The sequence below is a fragment of the Spirosoma aerophilum genome (assembly GCF_054782495.1).
Window position 1 is genome coordinate 45,175 of record NZ_BAAGSJ010000005.1, and the last position, 25,218, is coordinate 70,392.

At 52.4% G+C, this 25,218-nt stretch carries 18 protein-coding genes; 11 read left to right on the forward strand and 7 right to left on the reverse strand.

The features are described from left to right. Positions 1–59: 59 nt before the first annotated feature. The 3 genes from ACYVK4_RS06620 to ACYVK4_RS06630 all read left to right on the forward strand — a co-directional run bounded on the left by ACYVK4_RS06620 (position 60) and on the right by ACYVK4_RS06630 (position 4,349). On the forward strand, positions 60–740 hold the full coding sequence (locus ACYVK4_RS06620) for a porin family protein (RefSeq protein ID WP_461126705.1): 681 nt from the start codon (positions 60–62) through the stop codon (positions 738–740). A 130-nt stretch (positions 741–870) separates the two neighbouring features. Continuing rightward, on the forward strand, positions 871–3,885 hold the full coding sequence (locus ACYVK4_RS06625) for a glycoside hydrolase family 3 N-terminal domain-containing protein (protein WP_461126706.1): 3,015 nt from the start codon (positions 871–873) through the stop codon (positions 3,883–3,885). Further along, on the forward strand, positions 3,882–4,349 hold the full coding sequence (locus ACYVK4_RS06630; RefSeq protein WP_461126707.1) for a DinB family protein: 468 nt from the start codon (positions 3,882–3,884) through the stop codon (positions 4,347–4,349). Before ACYVK4_RS06625 ends, ACYVK4_RS06630 begins: the two co-directional genes overlap by 4 nt. A 57-nt stretch (positions 4,350–4,406) precedes the next feature. Here ACYVK4_RS06630 and ACYVK4_RS06635 read toward each other — a convergent pair whose 3' ends face one another. Beyond that, positions 4,407–6,149 carry an FG-GAP-like repeat-containing protein gene (locus tag ACYVK4_RS06635; RefSeq protein WP_461126708.1) on the reverse strand — a complete coding sequence of 581 codons (1,743 nt, stop codon included), beginning with the start codon at positions 6,147–6,149 and terminating at the stop codon, positions 4,407–4,409. Between the two features lie 434 nt (positions 6,150–6,583). Between ACYVK4_RS06635 and ACYVK4_RS06640 the strand changes: the two genes are divergently transcribed. The 4 genes from ACYVK4_RS06640 to ACYVK4_RS06655 all read left to right on the forward strand — a co-directional run bounded on the left by ACYVK4_RS06640 (position 6,584) and on the right by ACYVK4_RS06655 (position 10,205). Continuing rightward, on the forward strand, positions 6,584–7,741 hold the full coding sequence (locus ACYVK4_RS06640; RefSeq protein ID WP_461126709.1) for a zinc-dependent alcohol dehydrogenase: 1,158 nt from the start codon (positions 6,584–6,586) through the stop codon (positions 7,739–7,741). Between the two features lie 172 nt (positions 7,742–7,913). Beyond that, on the forward strand, positions 7,914–8,270 hold the full coding sequence (locus ACYVK4_RS06645; protein WP_461126710.1) for an SPW repeat domain-containing protein: 357 nt from the start codon (positions 7,914–7,916) through the stop codon (positions 8,268–8,270). Between the two features lie 169 nt (positions 8,271–8,439). Next, positions 8,440–9,474 (forward strand): SDR family NAD(P)-dependent oxidoreductase, encoded by a 1,035-nt coding sequence (locus tag ACYVK4_RS06650; RefSeq protein WP_461126711.1) that lies wholly within the window; start codon positions 8,440–8,442, stop codon positions 9,472–9,474. Between the two features lie 203 nt (positions 9,475–9,677). Then, positions 9,678–10,205 (forward strand): hypothetical protein, encoded by a 528-nt coding sequence (locus tag ACYVK4_RS06655; RefSeq protein WP_461126712.1) that lies wholly within the window; start codon positions 9,678–9,680, stop codon positions 10,203–10,205. Positions 10,206–10,243: 38 nt separating this feature from the next. Here ACYVK4_RS06655 and ACYVK4_RS06660 read toward each other — a convergent pair whose 3' ends face one another. Both ACYVK4_RS06660 and ACYVK4_RS06665 read right to left on the reverse strand, forming a co-directional pair. After that, on the reverse strand, positions 10,244–10,906 hold the full coding sequence (locus ACYVK4_RS06660) for an endonuclease III domain-containing protein (RefSeq protein ID WP_461126713.1): 663 nt from the start codon (positions 10,904–10,906) through the stop codon (positions 10,244–10,246). 97 nt (positions 10,907–11,003) lie between these two features. Continuing rightward, positions 11,004–12,284 carry an OmpA family protein gene (locus ACYVK4_RS06665; RefSeq protein WP_461126714.1) on the reverse strand — a complete coding sequence of 427 codons (1,281 nt, stop codon included), beginning with the start codon at positions 12,282–12,284 and terminating at the stop codon, positions 11,004–11,006. 85 nt (positions 12,285–12,369) lie between these two features. On the opposite strand from ACYVK4_RS06665, the gene ACYVK4_RS06670 reads away from it, so the two are divergent. From ACYVK4_RS06670 to ACYVK4_RS06680, 3 genes are all read left to right on the forward strand, one after another. Beyond that, positions 12,370–12,525: a hypothetical protein gene (locus tag ACYVK4_RS06670; RefSeq protein WP_461126715.1), complete on the forward strand. Its 156-nt coding sequence runs from the start codon at positions 12,370–12,372 to the stop codon at positions 12,523–12,525. Between the two features lie 229 nt (positions 12,526–12,754). Then, positions 12,755–15,826: a SusC/RagA family TonB-linked outer membrane protein gene (locus ACYVK4_RS06675; RefSeq protein ID WP_461126716.1), complete on the forward strand. Its 3,072-nt coding sequence runs from the start codon at positions 12,755–12,757 to the stop codon at positions 15,824–15,826. A gap of 52 nt (positions 15,827–15,878) precedes the next feature. After that, the gene (locus ACYVK4_RS06680; RefSeq protein ID WP_461126717.1) at positions 15,879–17,234 is read left to right on the forward strand and encodes a RagB/SusD family nutrient uptake outer membrane protein; all 1,356 of its coding nucleotides are present in this window, start codon (positions 15,879–15,881) and stop codon (positions 17,232–17,234) included. Positions 17,235–17,302: 68 nt separating this feature from the next. Here ACYVK4_RS06680 and ACYVK4_RS06685 read toward each other — a convergent pair whose 3' ends face one another. The 4 genes from ACYVK4_RS06685 to ACYVK4_RS06700 form a co-directional block, all read right to left on the reverse strand. Further along, positions 17,303–18,148 carry a TolB family protein gene (locus ACYVK4_RS06685; RefSeq protein ID WP_461126718.1) on the reverse strand — a complete coding sequence of 282 codons (846 nt, stop codon included), beginning with the start codon at positions 18,146–18,148 and terminating at the stop codon, positions 17,303–17,305. A gap of 288 nt (positions 18,149–18,436) precedes the next feature. Beyond that, the gene (locus tag ACYVK4_RS06690) at positions 18,437–19,438 is read right to left on the reverse strand and encodes a cyanophycinase (RefSeq protein WP_461126719.1); all 1,002 of its coding nucleotides are present in this window, start codon (positions 19,436–19,438) and stop codon (positions 18,437–18,439) included. Positions 19,439–19,612: 174 nt separating this feature from the next. Further along, positions 19,613–20,983 carry a RagB/SusD family nutrient uptake outer membrane protein gene (locus ACYVK4_RS06695; protein ID WP_461126720.1) on the reverse strand — a complete coding sequence of 457 codons (1,371 nt, stop codon included), beginning with the start codon at positions 20,981–20,983 and terminating at the stop codon, positions 19,613–19,615. A 17-nt stretch (positions 20,984–21,000) separates the two neighbouring features. Further along, positions 21,001–24,078: a SusC/RagA family TonB-linked outer membrane protein gene (locus ACYVK4_RS06700; RefSeq protein ID WP_461126721.1), complete on the reverse strand. Its 3,078-nt coding sequence runs from the start codon at positions 24,076–24,078 to the stop codon at positions 21,001–21,003. A 398-nt stretch (positions 24,079–24,476) separates the two neighbouring features. Here ACYVK4_RS06700 and ACYVK4_RS06705 point away from each other — a divergent pair, with 398 nt between their 5' ends. Next, complete coding sequence (locus ACYVK4_RS06705; protein WP_461126722.1) at positions 24,477–25,199, forward strand: hypothetical protein; 723 nt, start codon at positions 24,477–24,479, stop codon at positions 25,197–25,199. Positions 25,200–25,218: the final 19 nt, after the last annotated feature.

The following is a 25,218-nucleotide window of genomic DNA, read 5'->3' on the forward strand; positions in this document are numbered from 1 at the left end:
AATAAAACAATTACAAAACGTAGGACGTTAAGCGGACATATCAACTTATTGATTTCTCTATGTTTCGCGCAAATTCACTACGTATCTCATTTCTATCATTTTTACTTCTTACCGGCTGTCTGTCAGCCAGTTTAGCCCAGCAGCGGTTTAGCGCCGGCCCGCGGGTTGGCTTGAATTTATCCACATTTGGTATGGACGCCCGGGACTATACGTTACGGCCGGGTGTAACAGCGGGTGCCTTTCTGATGTACAGTTCGCTGAATCATTTCGGTATTTCGGGCGATATTCTTTACTCACAAATGGGAGCTAAGTATTCGCAGCCCAACAGCGCACAGGTAAATTCCTTCAAGCAGCGTATCAATTACCTGGAAATTCCCCTTGCCCTACGCTATTTCCTGACGCTGAACGGCAACTTCCGGCCAAACGTATTCTTTGGTCCATCATTAGGCTTTAAGCTGAACGCCAAGCAAACCGATCGAATCACAAACGGTGTTAATCAGGTAGACGTCGATAACAGCAATGCCTACCGCGCTATGGATTTAGGCTTAATAGCCGGTTTCCAGCTCAACTTCAAAGGCTTGGGCGAACGTCAGCGGTTTCTGATCGATGCCCGCTACCGATACGGCCTGAGCGACATTACCCTGAATGATGGCCAGAATATCAACAACTCAACCATTACCCTGACGCTCGGCTACGGCTTCGGCGTAGGTCCCGAATACCGCAGCCGGTACCGGAAATAGTTTACCATTGATCCAAAAAGGGATTAACCACAAAGGCACAAAGTCTAAGTGTCCTCGCTATGCTTATTTAATGAGCTAGCGAGGACACTTTTTTGTATTTTTGAGGGATCACGACCCAATTCACGTTCTCATGCCCTTCTGCCGGTCAGTTTTAGTTGGTTTCATTAGCGTTCTTCTGTCCTTACAAACAGCTTTCGCCCAATCCCAATCACCCACTTTTCTCAAACTCAATGCGCGTCAGGCCTGCTGGGCCGATTCGGTGTTTACGAACATGAGACCCGAAGACCGTATTGCCCAGCTCATTATGGTAGCGGGCTACTCGAACCGCCGACCGGGCTATGAAGATTCGCTGATTACGCTGGTGCGAACCAACAAACTCGGCGGGGTGGTCATGTTCCAGGGTGGGCCCGTTCGGCAGGCCAACCTCACCAATCGATTGCAGGCCAACTCGCCCGTTCCGCTGCTCATTGCGATGGACGCCGAGTGGGGCATTGCCATGCGGCTCGACAGCACCGTCCGTTACCCATACCAGATGACCCTTGGTGCCATGCAGGGAGCCGGTTCCGACTCGCTTATTTACCAGATGGGCGCTAATCTGGCCCGGCAGGCACGCCGACTGGGTATGCACGTCAACTTTGCGCCATCGGTCGATGTCAACAACAACCCCAATAACCCTGTCATTAATTTCCGCTCGTTTGGCGAAGACAAATACGCCGTAGCGCGCAAAGCCCTTGCCTACATGCGCGGCATGCAGGACAACCAACTATTAACCAGCCTGAAACACTTTCCGGGCCATGGCGATACCGGTACCGACTCGCATTACGACCTGCCGCTGATTGCCAAAAGCCGTTCGCAACTCGATTCACTCGAACTGTATCCGTTTCGGGAGCTGATCAAGGCCGGTGCTACGGGGGTGATGATTGCCCACTTGAGCATTCCGGCTCTCGATACCACCCGCAACCGCCCATCGACGCTCTCTCCCGCTATTGTTACCAATCTGCTCAAAGACGAACTGGGATTCAAGGGTCTGATTTTTTCGGACGCCATGAATATGAAAGGCGTGACCAAGTTTTTCCCGTCGGGACGAGCTGATGAGCTGGGGCTGGAAGCGGGTATGGATGTGCTCGAATTTACGGAAGATGTCCCCGCGGCCCTGGCCCAGATCAAGCAGGCCATTGCCGATGGCCGCATTCCGCAATCCTCTATCGACGCCCGCTGCCTGAAAGTGCTGCAAGCCAAAGCATGGGCAGGACTGGACCAGTATAAACCCATCGACATGGCGAATCTGGTCAGCGACCTGAATCCCATACAGGACGAGTTACTGAACCGAAAACTGACCGAAAGCAGCCTGACGGTTCTCAAAAATGAAAAGGGCCTATTGCCGCTGCAACGGCTCGACACGCTGCGAATTGCCTCCGTTGCCATCGAAAGCGACAAGGTCACGGCGTTCCAGCAAATGGCGAGCAACTATACTCAGGTTGACCATTTCCACGTAACCTCAAAAACCGCCGATTCGACCTGGGCAGCTATTCGCGATTCGCTGAAGAACTACAACCTCATTCTGGTCGATGTACACCTGAACAACATCCGGCCCGCTGTTAAATACGGGTTGCAGGCTAAAACGGCGGGCATCGTCAGTGAACTCGTAGAGACCGGCAAAGCGGTTGTAACGGTCTTTGGCAACGTGTACGCACTCGACAGGCTCACGTTCCCGAATGATACGATTCAACCGAACCGGAACATTGAACAGGCCCGCGCCATTGTTATGCCGTATCAGCTCACGAACTACACCGAGGAACTGTCGGCGCAGTTGATCTTCGGTGCCATCGGCGCTTCGGGAAGGCTGCCCGTTACGGTCAATCAGCGGTTCCGGCTGGGCGACGGCCTGACCATCAAACCCATCGGTCGACTCAAATACACCATTCCCGAAGAGGTGGGCATCAGCAGTAAATACCTGACTCAGCAGGTCGACTCGCTCGTGAACGTGGGCATCAGCCAGGGGGCGTTTCCAGGCTGCGTGGTTCAGATGGCGAAAGATGGGAAAGTGATCTTCCGGAAAGCCTATGGCAAGCACACCTACGATGCCTCGCTGGGCGCCGAACCGCTGCCCGTGCAACTCGACGACCTGTATGACATGGCATCGGTCACGAAGGTAAGCACCTCCACCCCTGCCCTCATGCACCTGGTGGACGATGGGAAGTTTAACCTCGACGGCAAGATGGCCGATTACCTGCCCGGTTTCAAGAAATCGAACAAAGCGGATCTGCTCTGGCGCGACGTGCTCACCCACCAGGCCCGATTAAAAGCGTGGATTCCGTTCTGGATGGACACTAAGAACCCCGACGGTTCGTGGAAGCCCAAAACCTTTCAGAAAGAACGCTCCAACCGGTATCCGATTGAAGTGACCGACAGCCTGTTTGAGTTCAAAAACTACCCAAAGACCATTTTCGAACAAATCAGAGACTCTCCGCTGAACGCCAAAAAAGAATACATTTACTCCGATCTGTCGTTCATCCTGTACCCCCAGATCGTGAAGCGGCTAACGGGCGAAAACTTTGAAGACTACCTCAAGGAAACCTTCTATAAGCCACTGGGAGCCAGCACGCTTACCTTTTTGCCCCGCCGGTTCTATCCGCTCACACGCATTGTCCCCACCGAGTATGATTCGCTGTTTCGCAAAACGCTCATCTGGGGGCGTGTTCACGACGAAGGCGCGGCCATGCTCAACGGACTGTCGGGGCACGCGGGCTTGTTTGGCAATGCCAACGACCTGATGAAAGTCTATGAAATGTACCGGCAGAAAGGCAGCTACGGCGGACAGCGGTTTATTTCGGAAAAGACGATGGCGGAGTTTACCCGCTACCAGTTTCCGGAGCTGGGCAACCGGCGCGGTCTGGGCTTCGACAAGCCTTCGTTCACCTACACGGGCAACGCACCCAAGTCGGCAACCAAAGCCAGCTACGGACATTCGGGGTATACAGGTACCTTCGTTTGGGTTGAGCCCGATCCGGCGTATAACCTGACGTACATATTTTTGTGCAACCGTGTGTATCCTACCCGAAATAACCCTAAACTTGGTAATCTGAATACCCGCACCAACATTGTCGAGGCATTGTATCAGGCAACGAAACGAGGACTGCCATGAAAGATCATCTGATTCAGTTACTGGATTACGAACTCTGGGCCAACCAGCGCGTTATCGAATCGCTCGATTCGCTGACGAACCCACCCTCCCGTGCGGTGGCCGTAATGGGGCATATTTTATCGGCTCAGCACATCTGGTTCGGTCGGATTATGCACACCACAACGTTCATCACCATCTGGGAAGACATTCCCGTGAGTTGGATGATCGAAACCGCCGAACGCCAGCACCGGCAAGTGGTTGGGCATGTATCCTCCCTTCAGGAGCCTGATATAACTGAATTCGTTGAGTACAACAACTCAAACGGCATTCCATATAAAAGTTCGCTCCTCGACATACTCACGCACATGAGCCACCATGCGGCTTACCACCGGGGGCAGATCGTACAACTCATCCGGCCTATGCTGAAGGAGGCTCCCATCACCGACTTTATTGTCTGGACACGCGAGAAGCAGGCCGTGAAATAGAAGGTGTTCTCATCCGGCACACTGACCACAGGTAGGGGCATACGGCTAGAAAACCCGCTAGTTTGCTTTCAGCACCCGAACGGTTTGGGACTGCCCCTGGCTACTGACCCGCAGGAGTAGTATGCCCGCTGGCTGACTCGATACATCGAACCGATACGGCTCGCTAGCGGCCGCTGTCTCTGTTTGCTTCTGGCCTATTATTCGCCCTCTCACATCCGTCAATGATAGCTGAAGCGGCTGGTTTTCGGCGCCCGTCACCTTAACCTCGACAGACTCCGCCACCGGGTTACGCAGTACCCGAACCTGAAAAGCAGAAACCGGTTCTTCAGCACCCATACGCCCTTTTTTACTCGATATCGTCAATATCGCGCCTTTGGAGAGTACGCTGCCACAGCCTCCCGTTACCCGCACATAGTAGGTACCGGCATCATTGGAATTACCATTCCCTTCCTTGACGTGCTTGATCGTCAGCGTGGGAGAGGTTTCCTTTTTAAGTTCTTTACCGGGCACACTCCCCTGAAAATACCACTGGTAAGTTAGGTTATAGCCCGTGGCATTAACGCTAAAGGTAGCCGTTTGCTTCTCCTCAACGAGCAGACTAACCGGCTGGGCAGTAATTGTGGTTGGGACGTTGGCCGCGTTATGGTCGTCACAGTCTGACTTATTCAGTACGTAACCTGCTGGCGGGCTTGGCAGGCAGGCCGAAATCGAGTTCCCCGGATCGCCGAAACTGTCTCCATCCTGATCGGCATAATAGGTGTTGGTCCCGCCAAGCAGTATGGAGACGGTGTTTGAAGTCGTGTTGATGGTGATCAGGTCACTCCGCTTATCGCCATTGACATCAGCTATAGCCACCGAAGAAATCCCTTCTCCGAGTGTGAAAGTAAAGGGCGTGCCAAAACCCCCTGTTCCATTACCTGGCAGTACCGAAACAATGGGCGACCCATAATGCGATATAAGCAGGTCAGCCCGGCCATCGTTTGTAAAATCTCCGGCCGTGATCGTTCCGGGGGCAATCTCCAGGTTTATTGAGGAAGCAAATCCGCCACTGCCATTACCAAGTAGCACCGAGATACCGCTTGAACCCATATTTGCCGTCGCGATGTCGGCCCGCCCGTCGCTATTGAAATCAGCCACCGCTATTGAGTAGGGAATTTCCCCGGCGATTAAGTTGATCGATGGGTCAAATCCCCCGTGCCCGTTGTTGAGCAGCAGGAAAGCTGTATTCGTATTTCTGGGAGCAAACCCACGGGCGTAGACCAAATCATCAAAACCATCGCTGTTAAAATCGGCCAGCGCAGCCGAAAGTATATTATCACCCAGAGGAATGTCGGGGGCGTCCGCGAATCCGCCGTGGCCATTACCCAGCAACACACGGATGCCGCCAACCGGAAAATAAGAGATGAGCAAGTCCTCATTTCTATCGCCGTTCACGTCGCCTGTTATCACCCAATTCGGCCTAAAAAAGTTGGTAAATTTTACCGATGCACCAAATCCGCCATGCCCGTCTCCCAATTGGACGGACACATAACCCGACGAATTTGACGTACTGCTAACAGCTGTCACCAAGTCTATGTTACCATCGTTATTGAAGTCACCTGTGGCTACCGAACGAACCGTGCTTTCAGCGGGAAAGGTAAGAGTCGTTGTGGTAAAACATTGTCCACGGCTCCCGGTGCAGAGTCCGGTCAGAAACAAAATCACCAACCCCCAACGACAGGCAAAATCAGTATAGTTGACTGTGGTCAAGCCATTTCCCTTGAGCAGGCCTGAAGGAGCGAAACGTAGAAAAGGATTCATAGAAAAGCGTTGAGTTTAGAAGAAACACGTCAGCCTGTTCAGTCCGCTAATACCGACGTGTTATCGAATTGTACAGAGCCTGACAACCGTTCGGCCTCAGCGAAATCAGCCCTTTGGCCAATAAGGGCGAAACAACACGGAGCGTAATCAGCCAACCATAACCCATGCCTATGGTTAAAGATGGGCTGTTTAGCATGACTTTATCCTACTTAACCTATCACTAAACAATAATAATAGGATTCAGGTAATGTGTATGGGCGCTTTATTAAACGGTTGTTTTTCAAGTCAGTCGCTGCCGGTGTTAACCCAATGAATAACCCACTAAACCGTTACCCTACAAGGCCCCGCCTGGCAATTTTACCAAACCAAATCTATAGACTTTAGTTATTAGACGAAACCGCGCAGCGGGGTCCTTACTTACTCAACATGTTCTCATGAAAGCAGCCGTATTCCACAAAATTGGCGACATTCAGGTCGATACTGTCGACGATCCCCGCATCGAACAAGCGCGGGATGCCATCATCCGGGTGACGTCCACGGCGATCTGCGGTTCCGACCTGCACATCTACGACGGGTTCATTCCCCAACTAAAAAACGAAGTCCTCGGCCACGAGTTCATGGGCATTGTGGAAGATGTCGGCTCTGAGGTAACCAACCTGAAAAAAGGCGACCGCGTGGTCGTTCCCTTCACGGTAGCCTGCGGCAAGTGCTATTTCTGCCAGAAGAATCTGCAAATGCACTGCGAAAACTCCAACCCCGAACATTACGGCCCCGATGGCGGTCTGCTCACCGAGAAAGGGGGCGGCCTGTTCGGCTATACTGATCTGTACGGCGGCTACAATGGTGGACAAGCCGAATTTGTGCGGGTTCCTTACGCCGATTATGGCCTGCATACCGTGCCCGAGTCGCTCAAAGATGAGCAGGTACTCTTCCTGACCGACATTTTTCCAACGGGCTGGAGCGCTATTGAATGGGGTGAGTTAAAAGGCGGTGAAACGGTCGCTATTTTCGGATCGGGACCGGTGGGATTGATGGCGCAGAAATCGGCCTGGATTCAGGGAGCGGCCCGCGTGATTGCCATCGACCCGCTCAACTACCGCCTGGAAAAAGCCCGGCGCGTCAACAACGTAGAAACCATCAATCCCGATGAAGTCGACGTCATCGAAACCATTCGGCAGATGACCAACGGACGTGGTGCTGACCTCTGTGTCGATGCGGTGGGGATGGAAGCCGACCGGACGATACTGGAAAAAGCAAAGGCCGTGATCAACTTCGAGAAAGGAACGCCCAAAATACTCGAACTGTGTTTTCAGGCGGTTCGGCGGGGCGGTATCGTCTCGGTGGTTGGCGTCTATGGCACACCTTTCGACAATATCTCCATTGGCCGCATGTTCGACAAAGGCATTACGGTTCGCTTCGGACAATCGTTCGTTCACAAGAACATGAGCCATCTGCTGGATTTGGTCGTGCAGGGTAAAGTTGTCCTCGACGACATCATCTCACACACGCTTCCGCTGGCCGATGCCTCAAAAGCGTACGATATGTTCAAGAAGAAACAGGACGATTGTACCAAAGTTGTGTTAAAGCCCTGATTAGGTAAAACTACCCCACCCCAACCCCAACCCCTCCCCTTGAACTAAGGGGAGGGGCTCAAGCTGGTCACTTTTTTAGCCCCTCCCCTTAGTTCAAGGGGAGGGGTTGGGGTTGGGGTGGGGTAGTTTACATCCTGACTGCTTTTCTCCGGTCAACTAACTCAACAAGACGATGGAACAACCCATTTCGCGTAAACAACACGGCATTGCCGACTATGGATACATCCCTCTGGTTGCTGCGGCCCCCTCTTTAGTAGGTTTCGAGAATGAGCCAACCGCTACCCGACTGGCCCGAATCATCAGCGGTGGCGTCCTGGCGTCCAGCCTATTAACCCGCTATGAGTGGGGTGTCTGGAAAGTCATACCCTTCAACGCGCACCTGGCGGCCGATGCCGCCGTCAGTGCATTTTCTTTAGCGTCCCCCTGGCTGCTGGGCTTTTCGAAGAATAAACGCGCCCGCAACACCTTCCTTGCCATCGGGCTTTTTGGCACGGTCGTAGGCCTACTGACAAGACCGGATGGTCAATGAGTCGGTAAGCGGCCACACCTAAGTCGGTAAGACAGTAAGTAGCTGACGCGAGAGCAATGTACATGCGTCAGCCACTTACCGACTTACCGACTTAGGCCTAGCCACTTACCGACTTACCGACTTAGGCCTAGCCGCTTACTGACTTACTAATTCTTTAACAAACTCAACAATGGAAAACACAACCGAAAAAACAGTCCTGATCACAGGAGCTACCAGCGGTATTGGCCGCGAATTGACCAACCTATTTGCCAAAGATGGCTACAACCTCGTTCTGGTAGCCCGCTCGGGCGATAGCCTCCAACAGATTGCCAGTGAATACGAACAGCAATTCGGCATCAAAGCGACCTTCATCACCCAGGATCTGGCCGACCCCAAAGCGGCCGACGCCATTTACGAACAAACAAAGCAGCAGGGTATTACGGTGAATATTCTGGTCAATGATGCCGGCATGGGCGAATACGGCAAGTTTGCCACCGAAACCAGCCTGCAAAAAGAATTAGACATTGTTCAGATCAACGCCGTGTCGCTGATGCATCTCTCAAAGTTGTATCTGAAAGATATGGTGAGCCGCAATGAGGGAAAGATTCTGATGCTGGGCTCTGAAGTTTCGGTGGTACCCAATCCGATGATGGCGGTTTATGGAGCCACCAAAGCCTTCATCAAATCATTCTCTGAGGCCATCCGAAACGAACTGATCGATACCAACATCACCGTCACGGTACTGATGCCGGGCGCGACAAACACTGACTTCTTCAATAAAGCGGGAGCCGCTCACATCAAAGGGGCCGATCCATCCAAAACGGCGAACCCCGCCGACGTAGCCAAAGAGGGGTATGATGCCCTGATGAAAGGTAAGGACCATGTAGTCGCGGGCTGGATGAATAAAGCCCGGGTGGCGATGGCCCACGTGCTGCCCGACCCCGTTATTGCAGCCAATGCCCGGAAAGACATGATGCCGAAAGATGAGTCGGACGATCAGAAAGATACGTTGATGAACATTGCCGTTGGCGTGGGTCTGGTAGCGGGCGTCGTCGCCGGATTGTACCTGGCTTACCGGCAAAGCAGCCCGGTCGACCGGGCGGTATACCGCTATAAAGCGAGCAAAGCGCTTAGCTCAGCCAAAAAGTCATCGAAGTCCGTTGGGAATTCGGTCAGAGAAACCGTCGATAAGGCGAAAGAAGCTTTGGAAGACGCACTGGCTTGAAGGATTAGTCAGTAAGCGGCTACGCCTAAGTTGGTAAGTCGGTAAGTAGCTGGCGCATGTACATTGCTCTCGCGCCAGCTACTTACCAACTTACCAACTTAGGCGTAGCCGCTTACTGACTTACCGACTAAAAAACTTTATCTTCGTGTTGATTTGCGGGCGATGCCGCTGGTTGGGCACGCGTAGTACACGTTTAATTCAACATGAAATACGTTCTATTCTTCTCTTTATTCCTATCTATCAACGCGCTGGCACAGGTTCGCCTACCGGCCAATGAAGTCGGGCAGGTTCAGTATCAGGAACTTGTTAAAGTACCGGACGCCAAACGGCCCGCCCGTCAGCTAATGGAGCAGGCACGGTCGTGGTCAAGTCAGTATTTCGCCAAGGAAGCCTCTACCGAACAGCAGTTCGACCAGCAGAATAATATTCTCTTCATTAAATCGGGCTATACGATCAACAAACAGATCGTGCGCTATACACTTACCATCGAAACCAAATTTGGCCGCTACCGGGCCACCATCACCGACCTGATCACGGAAACCAATGGCCTTGCTTTACCCGTTCAAACCATAAGCAGCACAGCCAGCGAGATCAGCCGGTCGGCGGGAAGCAGTGCCGACAAAACACTGGCCGAGCAAGCCGCGAAACAGCAGGCGGAGCTATACCGGCAAATTGACAAATCCTGCAAAGGAACGCTGACCAGCCTGAAACAGGCTATGACGGCTAGCTAGCGGTAGGCCATTGCTGACTATTGAATCACTCCTCAAACTCAGCGGTGCCGCTCCACGCCTACCTGATCGCACCAGGCTAGCACCGGGCAGGTTGAACAACGCGGCAAAGTGCCCGTACAGATGTGTTTGCCAAACGGCATCAGCAGGCGATTGATGTTTACCCACTGTTCTTGAGGCACCTGCGTTTCCAGCACTTTCAGCGTTTGTTCGGGTTGTTTGGTATGCACGTATCCCCAGCGGTTAACCACCCGGTGCACATGCACATCCACACTGATGGCCGCCTGACCCGTTGCCACACCCAGCGCCAGGTTGGCACACTTCGGCCCAACACCTTTCAGCGACGTCAGCGTCTCATAGTTGGCCGGTAACTCACCATTGAACTCATGAACGATCCGTTCGGCAATACCCAGCATGGTGTAGGCTTTCTGATCGGGATAGGTGGTACCGTACAGCAATTCGGTTAAGGTGGGCACATCAAGAGCCAGGAGCTGTTCGGGAGTACGGGCTCGTTCAAACAGCCGCAGGGATACCGGGATGGTCGTTTCGTCGAGCGTCCGTATGGAGATGATGCAGGAAATCAGTTGCTCGAACAGGGTATTATACCCCCGTTCAAACAAATCGAACATAGCCGCCTTCGGATACGGCCGAATGGCTTCGTCAATATGCGCTAAAACAACGTTGAGGTCGAAGTTGGGTTTCATAAAGTATAAACACAGAGATAACGGAGTTGTCACGGAACACACGAAGAAATCTCTGTGTACCCCGTGACAACTCCGTTATCTCTGTGTTTAAAAAAAGTTAAACCTTCACGATAACCATTTCTACCCGGCGGTTTTCGGGACGCTCCTTCAGGCTTTTGTTGGTATTAATGGGCCGCGACGGACCATACCCAACCGTTTCGATACGGCTGGCACTGATGCCTTTATCGACCAGGTAGCGTTTTACGGCATTGACCCGGTTACGCGACAGTTCAACATTGGCATCGAACTCGCCAACCGTATCGGTATGCCCTTCCAGCCGAATCTGCATCGTCGGGTTCGACTGCATCATCGTCACTAGCCGATCCATTTCCGGAAACGATTCCGGTTTCAGATCGTATTTGGACACGTTGAAGTAGATGTTCTTCAGCGTGATTTTTGCACCCGCTTCAATGGGCACCAGGTTAAAATCACGGGCTACATCCACCCGGTTGGTAACGAGTGTATCGCTTTGACTGAAATACCCTTTGGCCGAAGCCGTAACGGCATATACGCCCCGTCGATCAATTGAAATTTTATACTTTCCCGTCGGGCTGACACTCTCCACCGAATCGGCCGGATCGTCGCCCGAGGCTTCGGCACCCGAAATCAGGCGATAGGTAACCGTGGCCACAATGGGCTGCTTCGTTTTTGCATCCCGCGTAATTCCGTTGATAGCAACGGCAACAGGTTCGGGCGTTGCTTTGGGCTGCACCGGTGCCGGGGTAGTCGGCTCACTCGGAGCATCGCCAATGCCTGGCTGCGTACGGGGCGTGTAACGGGGTTGTACTTTGGGTTGAACAGGCGGCTTAGGCGTCCGCTGTGCATAAGGCTCTTTTTTACGGGGATTAATGATGTGAACGCCCCAGAAGTTAAAGCAGATGTAGCCCCGGCCGTCCTTGCACTCAAACAGATCGAAGGTGGTGTAGCCGGGTTCAATGCGTTCGAAGTAGGCCACAAAATCGACGCGTTCGCCGGGTTGTACTTTCCGACGCACTTCGAGGGGTATGTTTTCGGCCCGGATAAACTTGTAGGAGCGCTCGCCCTGGTTCACATAGAGCCGGGAGCTTGGCTGGAAGCCGATGTTGTTCTGGGCTTCCAACTGACCCCGCCCATTGGGCATCGGAATCTCGAATGGCAACGGCCGCCCATTAAAACCTGCTGGTCTTGCCTGAAACTTCATGTAAATGATGGTATACTGCGACGTTAGCTCGACGCGCTGGATGCTCACGTCTCTATCGTTAATGTCATCTACACGCGGGTTATCAGTCGTAAACTGTACCTGAGCGTGCAGGCTGGAGGCAACCAGCAGACAAATGATCGTGAAAAGTCTGAATTTCATTGAGTTTGCGTTTACTGACCCATATCCTCGATGCGTACTACATAACACTTAGACAATCCCGGCTGTTCCAGAGTTTAATCCCCTCATGAATATCCTACAAAGTGGCTTGTCAATCAGACCCGGCAAAAACACGATCTGCGACAAAGCCATGTGTTCAATTATCGGGCGGAGTCAGTTGAGCATAACTACTCCCCTCCCCTACAACGATCTACTCATCATCCAAGCACCTTCAAGTGACTAAAAATCAATAAGACAATTATAACAATCCAAAGAAAATAGTGCATATAAACTAAAAATCAATAATTTAATACTAGCTGTCATATTAGAATATTAAACTATATATATTTTCTTATATAGAATAAAATTTTGTTTACCGACGTATTGTCAAAATTTATCTCAGTTAATCTTATTTTAATATTGCCTTCGTGGGTGTAACTTTGCCGTTCATCAACTTATTCTATAATAATACTATGAGAAAAATACTACTAGTTAGTTGCCTGATTTTGCTGACGGTATGGACTACCTACGCACAAAATCAGGCGGTCTCGGGCCGGGTAACGTCATCCGACGATGGGATCGGTTTACCGGGTGTATCCGTCACGGTAAAAGGAACAACCCAGGGAACCTTAACCGATGCATCGGGCTATTACCGCCTTAACGCCGGCAATAGTTCCGTACTCGTTTTTAGTTTTATTGGGTTCACAACCCTCGAAGAATCGGTAACGAATCGCTCCGTTATCAACGTCCAACTCAAAACCGATGTACGAAGCCTCAGCGAGGTCGTCGTCACGGGCTATGGCCAGCAGATCAAGCGTGATCTGACCGGCAACATCGCCAAAGTCCGGGCAGCCGACATCCAGGACCAGCCCGTAACAACATTCGATCAGGCCCTGCAGGGGAAAGCCGCTGGTGTGCAAATCAACACGGGTTCGGGCAAACTGGGGCAGGGCATCCAGGTACGTGTCCGGGGCCAGTCGTCGGTTTCGGCATCGAACCAGCCGCTCTACATTATCGATGGTATTCCCGTAACGACCGACAACCTCAGTATCAGTAGTTCGGCGACCAACCCCCTGGCCGATATTAACCCGCAAGACATTGAGTCGGTGGATATTTTAAAGGATGCGTCGGCCGGTGCGATTTATGGTGCCCGAGCGGCCAATGGCGTTGTCCTGATCACCACCAAGCGCGGTAAAGCCGGACGCACGAACATCAATTTCGGAGCCCAATACGGCTCAAGCAAGCCAACCCGTAAGCTGGAGTTCCTGAATACGGAGCAGTACGTTAATTTTTACAACCAGGCAGCTGCCAACTCCGACCGTATCGAAGGGCTTGCGGCTAACGATCCGGATTCGTACACCACGTACATGAAGGATTTCTACCAGACGCAGGGATTGGGTACCTACGGCACGGCCAACCAGGCCAGTACCAACTGGGGCGACCTGGCTTATCAGGATGCCCCTTATCAGCAATATGATCTGAATCTGAACGGTGGTAATGAGAAAACGACCTTCTACCTGTCGGGACAATTGCTGGACCAGAAGGGTATTCTGATTGGTAACGCCTTGCAGCGCTATGCCGGTCGCCTGAACATCGAGCATCAGGTATCGAGCCGGTTCAAAGCGGGCTTCAACATGGGACTGACCCGGACACTGAACCAACGCCTTTCGGGCGATAACGCCTTCGACAACCCCATGCAGATGGTGGCCCTGCCGCCCATGACACCGGCAACGGACCCCGTTACCGGGCTACCGGTGGGTACTCCTCCCGGCGACATCAGCATTCCGAGTTACTACAATCCGCTGATCAACATAGGCAATGCTTCCTTCAACACCACCGTTTACCGCAACATCAGTAATGTGTATGGGCAGCTGCAAATCATGAAAGGGCTGACGTTCCGCACTGAGTTTGGCCTGGACGTATTGAACCAGCAGGAAGAACTTTATTACAACAGCAAAACGCAGCGGAACTTCGGTTCACCGCTGGGCCTGGGCCGGAACCGCTTTGCTCGGGTTGAAAACTACACGACCAACAACTTCTTCAATTACGGTACCGCTTTTGGTCGCAGTAATCTCGACGCTACGGTGGGGATGTCCTATCAGCAATCGCAGCAGAAAACAAACTTTACGGAAGGACGGGACTTCCCGTCTGATGCCTACCGGATGATTGCCAGTGCAGCCCGTAAAACGGACGGTAGCTCTTCGCAAACAGATTACCGGTTTCTATCGTACTTCGCCCGCGCCAATTATAAATTTGCCGACCGCTATTTGCTGGGCGTGAGTGCACGGGTCGACGGCTCGTCGCGGTTTGGTAAGAACAGCCGGTATGGCTTCTTCCCATCGGTGTCGGCGGGCTGGGTGCTGAGCGAAGAATCGTTCATGAAAAATACAACCGCCATCAGCTTCCTGAAACTGCGGGCGAGTTACGGACAGACGGGAAATGCCGAAATTCAGAACTTCCCGCAATTGGGTCTCTTCACCGGCGATGCCAGCTACGGCACCCTGCCCGGTCAGCGTCCATCGCAGCTGGCCAACCCCGACCTGAAGTGGGAAACCACCAACCAGTTCGACATTGGTCTTGACTTTGGTATCCTGAACAACCGGATCAACGGCGAAATCGACTACTACAACAAACAAACCACGGGACTGCTGCTGAGCGTAAACGTGCCGGGAACGACGGGCTTTGCCACACAGTTCAGAAACGTGGGTAGCCTCGAAAACAAAGGCGTTGAGATCGTTATCAATACCGAAAATCTGACCGGTGCTTTCCGCTGGACAACCAGCTTCAACGCGGCCCTGAACCAGAACAAAATCAATAATTTGCAGGGACAGATTATCGAAGGCGGTATTAACGCTATGAGCCGGGCAGTAGAAGGGCAACCGCTGGGTGTCTACTTCACGCAGGAATACGCGGGTGTTGATCCCGCCAATGGCAACGCGCTCTGGTACAAGAACACGACCAACGCTGACGGCAGCCTCGACCGCACAACCACCAGCACTTATAGCCAGGCGCAGCGGGTAGTTTCCGGTAGCCCGCTCCCAAAATGGACGGGTGGTATTACCAATACCTTCAGCTACAAAGGGTTTTCGTTAAGTGTGCTGTTCAATGGCGTCTTTGGCAACAAGATCAACTTCTACGGTGTGGGTCGTTATTCGTCGGCCAACGGTCGTTTCGAGGATAATCAGACGGTCAATCAGTTAGCCGCCTGGACCAAAGAGAACCCCAATACCGACGTTCCCGAAGCCCGTCTGTTCTACAACAACGGCGCTCAGTCGTCCAGCCGCTTCATTCTCGATGGCTCATTCGTTCGATTGCGTACCGCTACCCTGTCGTATAGCCTGCCTAAAACGCTGGTCAACCGGGTGAAGATGAACAGCGTTCGGCTGTTCGTTTCTGGGCAAAACCTGCTGACATTCACGAAGTATGCCGGCTGGGACCCCGAAGTCAACGCCGACTACATTGTGTCGAACATTGCCCAGGGGTACGACTTCTATACGGCGCCACAGGCCCGCACCATCACGGGGGGTATTAACATTGGTTTCTAGTACGCACGTACACCAGAGTCGATCAACAGACATTAAAAACGAATTTTCTCTTATGAATTCATCTATAAAGTATTGGTTATACGCCGGAACCCTCAGTCTCTCGATGATGGCCTGCGATAACAAATTAAACGTGACGCCTACGCAAAGTATCGAAGCCAGTCAGGCTTTGAGTACCGAGCAGGATGTTCAGATTACCCTCGTTGGCGCTTATGATGGCATTAGTGACGTCAATTTATACGGCGGTGGTATTCAGTACATCGGCGACCTGATGGGCGACAACCGCGATGTTGTTTTCGGCGGCACCTTTGCCACCATTGACGAAATCTGGCGGAAGACCGTTACGACCTCCAATACGGTAACCCGCGACTTTTGGCTGGATGGTTATAATGCCATTAACCGGTCCAATAACATATTGGCTGCGTTAGACAAGGTTGGAACGGCAAAACGCAACAACTTTGAAGGCCAGGCCCGCTTTATACGGGGTGCGCTATACTTCGAACTGGTCAAAGCCTTCGCTAAAAGCTGGAACGATGGAAGCCCTACGGCCAATCCGGGTGTACCGCTGGTGCTCACGCCCACCAGCAGCGTGACCGACGCCGATTACAAAGCACGGAATACCGTTGCCGAAGTATACGCTCAGGCCATCGACGACCTGACCAAAGCTGAAAGCTTACTACCCGCCACGCAAACCGGTGCCCTTGGCTTTGGTTCAGCCACGAAAGGAGCTGCGGCTGCCACGCTGGCCCGTATTTACCTGCAGCAGCAGAATTTCGCAGCGGCCCGCGATGCGGCTAACCGGGTCATCACATCCGGCACCTACAGCCTGGTGCCTAACTTTGCCGATGCGTTCAACGATGCCACCAAAGGACCGGAGGTTATCTTCAAGATCATCGTGACCGACCAGGATGGCGCCAATGACCTGAATACGTTCTACGCATCGTCGCTCAACCAGGGCCGGGGCGATGTACGCGTACAAACCAAATTCCGGCAGTTATATGCAGCCGGAGATGTACGGGGCACATTCTTTAACACCGCTGGTCAGAATACCTTCACCAGTAAGTTTACGGATCGCTACGGCGATGTGCCGGTCGTGCGTCTGGCTGAAATGTACCTCGTTCGTGCGGAAGCCAACTTCCGGTTAGGCACAAGCATTGGCGACACGCCCCTGAACGATGTCAACCGGATTCGAAATCGGGCCAAAGCCGCTCCGCTCACGACCGTCGATCTGCCCGCCATTTTGCTGGAGCGCCGGCTGGAGTTAGCCTTCGAAGGACAGCAGCTAACCGATATCAAGCGTACAGCCGGTACCGTCGGAACGGCACCGTTCAACTCGAACAACCTGGTGCTGCCAATTCCGCAACGGGAAATTGACACGAATAAAAGCCTGGTTCAGAATCCAGGGTATTGATTATAATCTGTAGTAACGCCAACCGGCGGTCTGGCAACCTTCGAAGGTTGCCAGACCGCCGGTTGGCGTTACTGACCTACCAGCGCCAGTTTTTTACCATCACCATCAATGGCCATTCGGGTTAATTGCCGGATACCCTCCGCACTGAAGTCGGTCAGGGGTGTCCAGTTCGAAGCGTTTGCGGGGTTAAGCTGATACAGCATCGCCCCCTGACACATCAGTACGGTCCCATCGGGTGTCCAGACGTAATCTTCGCTGCCCGGCAAGGTTCGGCCAAGGGTTGTTATCTGACGGGTTTGCAGATCCAGTTGGTTTATATCCCAGTCCGTCGGGGTGCGTTTATGTACGAAGCTGATGGCGTTTTTGCCTGGAATTTTCAAGATACACCGCCCAATATTTCCTTCAATACGCAGGGTATCGCCGGTACTGACCTGCGCAAGCTGAAGCGAATGGGGCGTCCCTAAGATGAACAAGGCCAACCGGTCGGGGGTAAGCCAGCAGTGATACCCAACGGGCTTCACCGTTGGCAGGACCAGCGTTGGCTCACCGGCACCCGAGATCGGAAACTTCCACAAACGCTGCGTTTTGTCTTTCTCAACCCGAATGACCGAGAAGAATTTCCGGTCAGGTGTAACAAGGGGCGAATATTCGCTTTCGGTGGTGCGCGTTAATTGAGTAGTCGATTTTTGTTGAAGATCGTAGCGATAAATGTCGGTTTGTCCATCTTCACGCATGGATGTATACAGGATAGCCTTACCATCCGGCGTAAACGAGGGTTGGTTATCGTACCCTTTGCGCTGTGTTACGTTCACCGGCTTCCCTACCCGAACGGCCTGCTTTGATAGCGAAATGTCGACCAGAAAAATATCGGCATCGGGGGGCGATTGCGCCTGCCCGATCGAAGAGTTAAGCAATAGTAAAAACAGTGCAAGTCTACTAAGTAGGTCACCATAAGTTTTGCGGCATTTTACCTCACCCCAACCCCTCCCCTTGAAATAAGGAGAGAGGCTCAAGATGGTTACTTTTTTAGCCCCTCTCCTTATTTCAAGGGGAGGGGTTGGGGTGGGGTAAAATGCCGCAAAGCAATTGCACGGATACTTAAAAGCAGATAAACGGACAAGGTTCGGCAGGGAGAGTAAGGCCATAAGGGCTGTATTGTTTGGGGTTGAACTGACTAGTATGGGTAGGGCTTTTTATGAATTTCACTTTCTCACGCCTTTCTCAACAAACCAGTAGCCTTTGTCAGCGTTGTTGTCTGCCCGAAAGGTCATCAAATTAAATCCGGGCGTTCCTACTTCAGACCCCACAACGGTTGTGACAGACACGGCTTTCCCCTTTCGATTCCAGGTGAGGGGCTGGTTGACCAGACAGGTTTCGGGCTTCCGGTTACCTGATTCCAGGAAATAGGCGTTGCCTTTTCCGAAGACAACAGCCTTGCCATCGGGTGCTATGCAAACGGCGGTTTTTTCATCCACACCGATGCCCCGCGTTTTTATTCCCCAGTCGGTTAAGGCGCGGGCCATAAAGGCCAGATGCCGTCCCTGCCGATCCCGGGCAGCGTAATGCATATCGGTAAGGGTATTGGCGAGCAGGGGTTGCTCCAGAAAATCATTCCGGCGCAGATCGACCCGCTTGTCGTAGGGGTTCGCCAAAGCCTCGGCCGACGTAACTGTGCCTTCCAGGGCCGTAAAATACACCTGCCCCAGAATGCCACAGCCCGCACTGGTACCGCCCAGCACAGCGCCTGCCCGAATCCGCTCATTCAGAGCATCGGCCACGGGCGTTCCCTGCCAAAAGTTTACGTAGTTGCCCTGATCGCCACCGGCCAGAAAGATCGCTTCGGCATTCCGTATTTTTCGGATAATGTCCGGATGGCTCGATAAGGCCCGATTATCAAGCATGATGGTCTCCACGGAATTAACCGTTTCACCCACTTTTTTAAAGAGGTAGTCATTATACCCATCCTTACCCGACGACCGTAATATAATCACATCACCCCCACTCGACCGGCGTAAAAACCAGCGCATGGCCGCATCGACATCCGTACTGCCACCCGCCAGCACCACACCCCCCTGGGGCTGCGTTTGCACATCGGCCGTATCACCCACAATCCAGGATGTATAGGCAGGAGCGGGCTGTTGAACCGCTGGTGGATAGAAGAGACAAGTAAGGCGAAGAAGCAGGGAAGCGAGTGTATGGACCATATCAGAATCAATATGGGTATTTTTTCTGTCTTTTCAGCTAGGGACCGCGCGGAGGGTTAAATGCCATATCTTGAAGAAATGGCATTTAACCCTCCGCTACCCTTCAAAGCAAACAGGGGTGCCACGGTTCAAACCGTGGCACCCCTGCAAACAACCAGAATTACTTAATCTTTACTAATACCCTGCATTCTGGACTAAAGCCGGGTTGGTCGTTACCTCCCGCAACGGAATGGGGAAGATCAGCTTGGGTGAGTTGTAGGGCAAACTACCTACGCTGGTCTTTGTCCGCTTGAGATCGTGAATGAATGTCCCTTCAAAAGCCAGTTCGAGCCGCCGTTCTTTCAGGATGTTAGCCAGTGTCAGCTGATCGGCGTTTAAGGGCGTGACGCCCGCACGGCTCCGGATTTTGTTGATATCATTCAGGGGCGTATCACCAACGGTAGTACCCATCCGGAAGTTGGCTTCCGCACGCGTCAGGTACATCTCGGCCAGCCGGAAGATCTGAATATTTCCGTACTGATTGACATATTTCGCCGTCCGGATCGGGCCGCCGTCATCGTAGAACAAATTAGTCCGCAGATCATTTGCGTCGAATTGGTTCAGGAAGGTTTCAGTCACTTCAATGTCACCCCGTCCACCATTGTCGCTCGATCCGTAGAACGTGTTCAGGTCGTTGATGCCATCCTGATCCGTAAATTGAACAGCAAAGATCGTCTCGGCGGTATTTGCCCCACTCTGAAACTCCCGCGTATCGAATACGCTCTCGATGTCCACCAATTGATACCGTCCGCTGGTAATAACCCGGTTGGCTATGGTGGCCGCGTTCGTATAATCCGCCTTTTGCAGGTACACCCGCGAGAGCTGCGCACCAGCCGCGCCTTTGGTGGCAAAGAAGCTGTTGGTAGCGGGCAGTTTGGCTTCGGCATCGGTCAAATCCGACAATATCTGCGCATAGACAGCCGCAACAGGGCTACGGGGCACGTTTGAATTGCCATCCAGATTGGCCGTTGGCGTTGTTACGAGAGGAACGCCCAGATTAGCATTAGGATCACCGTCACTCCAGTCTTTGGCAAAAAAACGCACCAGTTCAAAATACAGCGAACCGCGAATGAATTTAGCTTCACCTTCAATCCGGGGCTGATCGGCGGTAGCGGCCAGGCTCAGATTCGCCAGCACCGTGTTGCAGATGTTGATCGTCCGGTAGGCATCCGTCCAGGTAACATCGGCCTGACTGTTGTTTACCAGTATATTCTTGGTATAGATCTGCTGGGGAGCCGCAAATGTACCTGTCCACAGCACATCGCCCGTGGAGGGAACCGTACCTAATAGTTCGGCATCGCGCTGTAGATCGCCCCCGTACAGGTTAACGCTGCTCAGGCCGTCATAAGCACCTACCAGCAGGGCTTTCAGATCGTCGGCAGTAGATAATGCCTGACTGGTGGCAACCGAATTGACCGGCTTAATATCCAGTTGGTTGTTGCAGGAGGTTAGCCATAAGCCAACCGATAGTGCCGACGCCAGTATAAATGATTTATTCGTTTTCATAAGGTATGAGTCGTCGCTTAAAAACCAATTTGTAAACCACCGATGATCGTGCGCGGCTGGGGAGCCGAATAGAAATCAATACCGAGATTAACCGGATTGCCCGTATACGCATCCGAGTTCACTTCGGGATCCCATCCGGTGTATTTCGTGAACGTCAGCAGATTTTGCCCCGTTGCAAACACACGAACCCGGCTCAGGTGAATACGCGTCAGCAATTCTTTCGGGAGCGTATACCCCAGCGTGATCGTACGCAGACGGACGTAATCGCCTTTTTGCAGATACCGGGAGGATTCACCGGTGCCATTGCCACCGAGCAGTCGAGCCTGGGGTACGTTGGTGATATCGCCCGGCTTTTTCCAGCGGTTCAACTGATCGACCGACTGGTTATCGAAGAAATCGCCATTGGCCGACTGGAATTTACCACCCCCATTGTAGATGTAATTACCAAACTGACCATTGAACAGCACGCTCAGGTCGATGCCTTTGTAGTTGAACGTGTTCGTAAGCCCGCCAATGAACTTTGGCGTTGGGCTACCCAGCGGTACGTAAGCAGCACTGTTGTAATCGTTCGTGGTCGAACGGTCCAGCGAGCCGTCGGCATTGGTCGAGTTTTTGTAATAGAGTGCATCACCATTCTGCACATCGACGCCGGCATACTCTGGTCCGACAAACACGCCCAGCGGCTGGCCTTCCTGCGCCCGGTTCAGGAAGCTACCCGTAATGGTGGTGCCCCCCAGATCAGTGATCACGTTTTTGTTGTAAGCGATGTTCAGCGAGGTCGTCCACTTGAAGGGGCCGGTGAAGTTGTTGGAATTGAAAACAAACTCAACCCCTTTGTTCTCCAGTTTACCCACGTTGCGCAGCTGCGTCCGGAAACCCGACGAACCCGGCACGTTGACGTTCAGCAACAGACCACTCGTGTTCTTTTCATAATAGTCAATTTCGCCGGTGAAGCGATTGCTCAGGAAGCCGAACTCCAGACCAATATCGGTTTGCAGCGTTTTTTCCCAGGTCAGATCCGGGTTAGGAATTTGCGAAGGGGCCTGTCCCGGCACACCCACATAGCCCGTTGACGAATACAAAGCCAGTGAACTGAAGTTCCCGATTTCGGCATTACCCGTCAAGCCGTAGCTGGCCCGCAGTTTCAGCAGGCTAAGGGCTTTGAAATTTTGCAGGAACGACTCTTCCGTAATGATCCAGCCCGCCGACACCGCCGGGAAGAAACCATACTTGTTGTTTGTTCCGAAACGCGACGAGCCATCGATCCGGCCCGAGGCACCCAGCAGATAGCGGTTGTTGAACCGATAGTTGACCCGCGCAAAATACGACAGGAAGCTAAAGCGCGTTTCCTCGCCGTCGCCCGCCGTAATTCGTCCGGCCGATGTTATCTGCTTGTAGGCACTACTCGGAAACTGCTGCCCCGTTACCGAGTTGAAATTATTGCGCGACTCCTGGAATGACATACCCAGCGTGGCGTCAATGTCGTGTTTCTCGGCAATAGTTCTCCCGAAAGAGAAGTAGTTATTGGTGGTGTAGTTGGCCACCTGCCGGAAAGTGTTCGACCCCAGGCCGTTGGGTGCCCCCGTGTTGCCCCGCGTTTCGCGGCCATAATACTCTTCTTCCTGCTGGCTCAACAAGTCGGTGCCAAATTCCGTACGGAACGACAGGCCCGGCAGCAGTTTATAATCGGCATATACGTTCCCGATAATGCGATATACCCGCGCCTGCAAAGCCGCATAATCGCGGTTGATGAGCGGATTGTAATAGAGCGGATAGCTTGGGTACTGATCAGGATCGGCACCGCTCAACCGGTTGGTGCGGGGGTCGATAACCGGCGACATGGGCGACAGGGCCACAATCTGCATGGGTGTCGAAAAGGCGTTGTCGTTCGATACCCGGTCGTTGATCGAGTGCGAGAGGTTCATGTTCACGCCCAGCGTCAGCTTGTCCGTAGCGGTATGATCCAGATTGACCCGGCCGCTCAACCGGCGGAACCGGTTTTTGATAATAATCCCGCTCTGGTCGAAATACTGCCCTGAAATGAAAAACCGGGTTTTGGCATCCCCGCCCCGTGCACTCAGGTCATACTGCTGCGACGGTGCTTTCTGGAAGGCTTCGTTCTGCCAGTCGGTATTATATTTTGGATTGGCTCCCTGCCAGCCCGTTGGGTCACCGGCGGCATAGCGCGTCAGGCGGTTCGTCAACGACGTTTCCGAATAAACCGGAATACCCAGCGCTTCCGAGTTGGCCCGCGCTTCCTGGAACAGCTCTACATACTGCTGGGTGTTGAGAAACTGACGCAGATGCGTGGGGTTGCTGGCGCCCATCTGGGCCGAAGCTTCAAACGAGGTCTTGGCAGCCCGGCCTTTTTTGGTCGTAATCAGGACAACACCATTCGACGCCCTCGACCCGTAAATAGCTGCCGAGGAGGCATCTTTCAGAATTTCCAGCGACTCGATGTCGTTGGGGTTCAAGTCGGCAATGGGGTTGGTCGGTGCCGTTGTCGATGACTGGTCCGATGAGGTCAGTGGAATACCGTCGATAACGTACAAGGGTTGGCTGCTGGCCGTCAGCGACGAGGTTCCCCGTACCCGAATCTGTAGCCCCTGCCCTACTTTACCATTCAGGGAGGTAATCTGCACCCCGGCAACCCGGCCCTGCAACGCCTGTTCGACGCTGGGAACGGGTATGTTTTCAATATCGCGGGACCCTACCTTAGCGATGTTACCCGTCAGGTTGCGCTTCGACTGGGCACCATAGCCCGTCACGATCACCTCATCGAGAGAGCGGGTGTCATTACTCAGCGTCACATCGACCACTGTGCGATTGCCGATAGACACCTCCTGCGTTACCACGCCCACGAAGCTATACACCAGCGTTCCGATGCTGGCGGGGACATTGAGCGTATAATTCCCGTTGGCATCGGTCTGAGTTCCCACCGTTGTGCCTTTCGCAACAATGGACACGCCGGGTAGCGGGTTGTTATCTTCAGCCGAAATGACCCTTCCGGTTATTCGACGTTCCTGCTGGGCACTAACGCTAGTGGCTATTATAGAGCACCAGGTTACCAACAGAAGTAGTAGAAAATTTTTCATTTGTTGATAGATTAGTTTTACGAACAACGAAATTACAAATCAATATTCTTGCATATTGACTATTACTCTAAAAATCAAATAATCTTATTCTATAGTACAACTAGCGATAAATGCGCAATGTTGATTTGTGATTTATTACTAAAGGGCGTATACTTAGGTAAGTAAACCTTTAGTACTTTTGGATGGGTGAGAAGGTAGGAAACAGTATCAGACAGGCAGTAATTAGTCTATCTAAACAGGCTGGGCTAAACCTTGCCAGGTTAATTGAGATGATTTATACGATGAGCCCTATGTACGCTCCTGGGAGCAACTTCAGCTAGTCGATAACCTTGAAAGTCGGATTTGAGAGCCCGTCCCTCTGTAAAAAATAAAGCATCAAGCTATATAGTTTCCCAAAAATGGCAAAGCGTAGTCTTCATTGGCTTAAAGATTTCAAAAGCGCCTATAAACCAAGTAGATCTTTTTTGACCTGTCTGAATAACGCCTTACATAAAGAATACACGGATATTACAGGAAGAGAATTTGACATCCTGTATTTATTCGCCGAGCGCCCATCTGATTTAATCTATCTACCTGGTGAGTACACTGCAGTATTAAAAGCAAGCATAGAAGTTCAAACACGTAATTACTGGGGTGAATGCTTAATTGGATGGCGACCTAAGGCTATGGATAAGCTAGTAAAGCCAGAAGATGACATAGCTGAAAATGAAGTTGAATTCAAGTGGATTGAATTATCATTGCCCAACATAGCTAGCCAGCCTCCTGCTACCCTTAACATGGGGGAACGATTAAACCTGTCACTAGACTACCAGCTTATAATAGAAAATGGCATTGATAGTCAGGACGTTGAATTCTACCTACAACTAAACGATTCAGCAATAGTCAAATCTCTTGAATCTGAACTGGCGACCCTGCAGGCCAACTGGAATGAACAGGCTGACCAGGACACAACCCGGCAGACTGGCTATATTCACTGGCTGTCGTTTGAGCGAGAAGAAGACGGGGAATATGTATTCCGAATGGATACTGGCTCGGCTGGCGTGGAAGGGTTAAAACGCATGCTCGGTGCCTTTAATGATCCTAAATGGGGAATTAAGAAAGTTGAGCTGTTCTACCTCTAAAACGAAACGGAGCCGGATC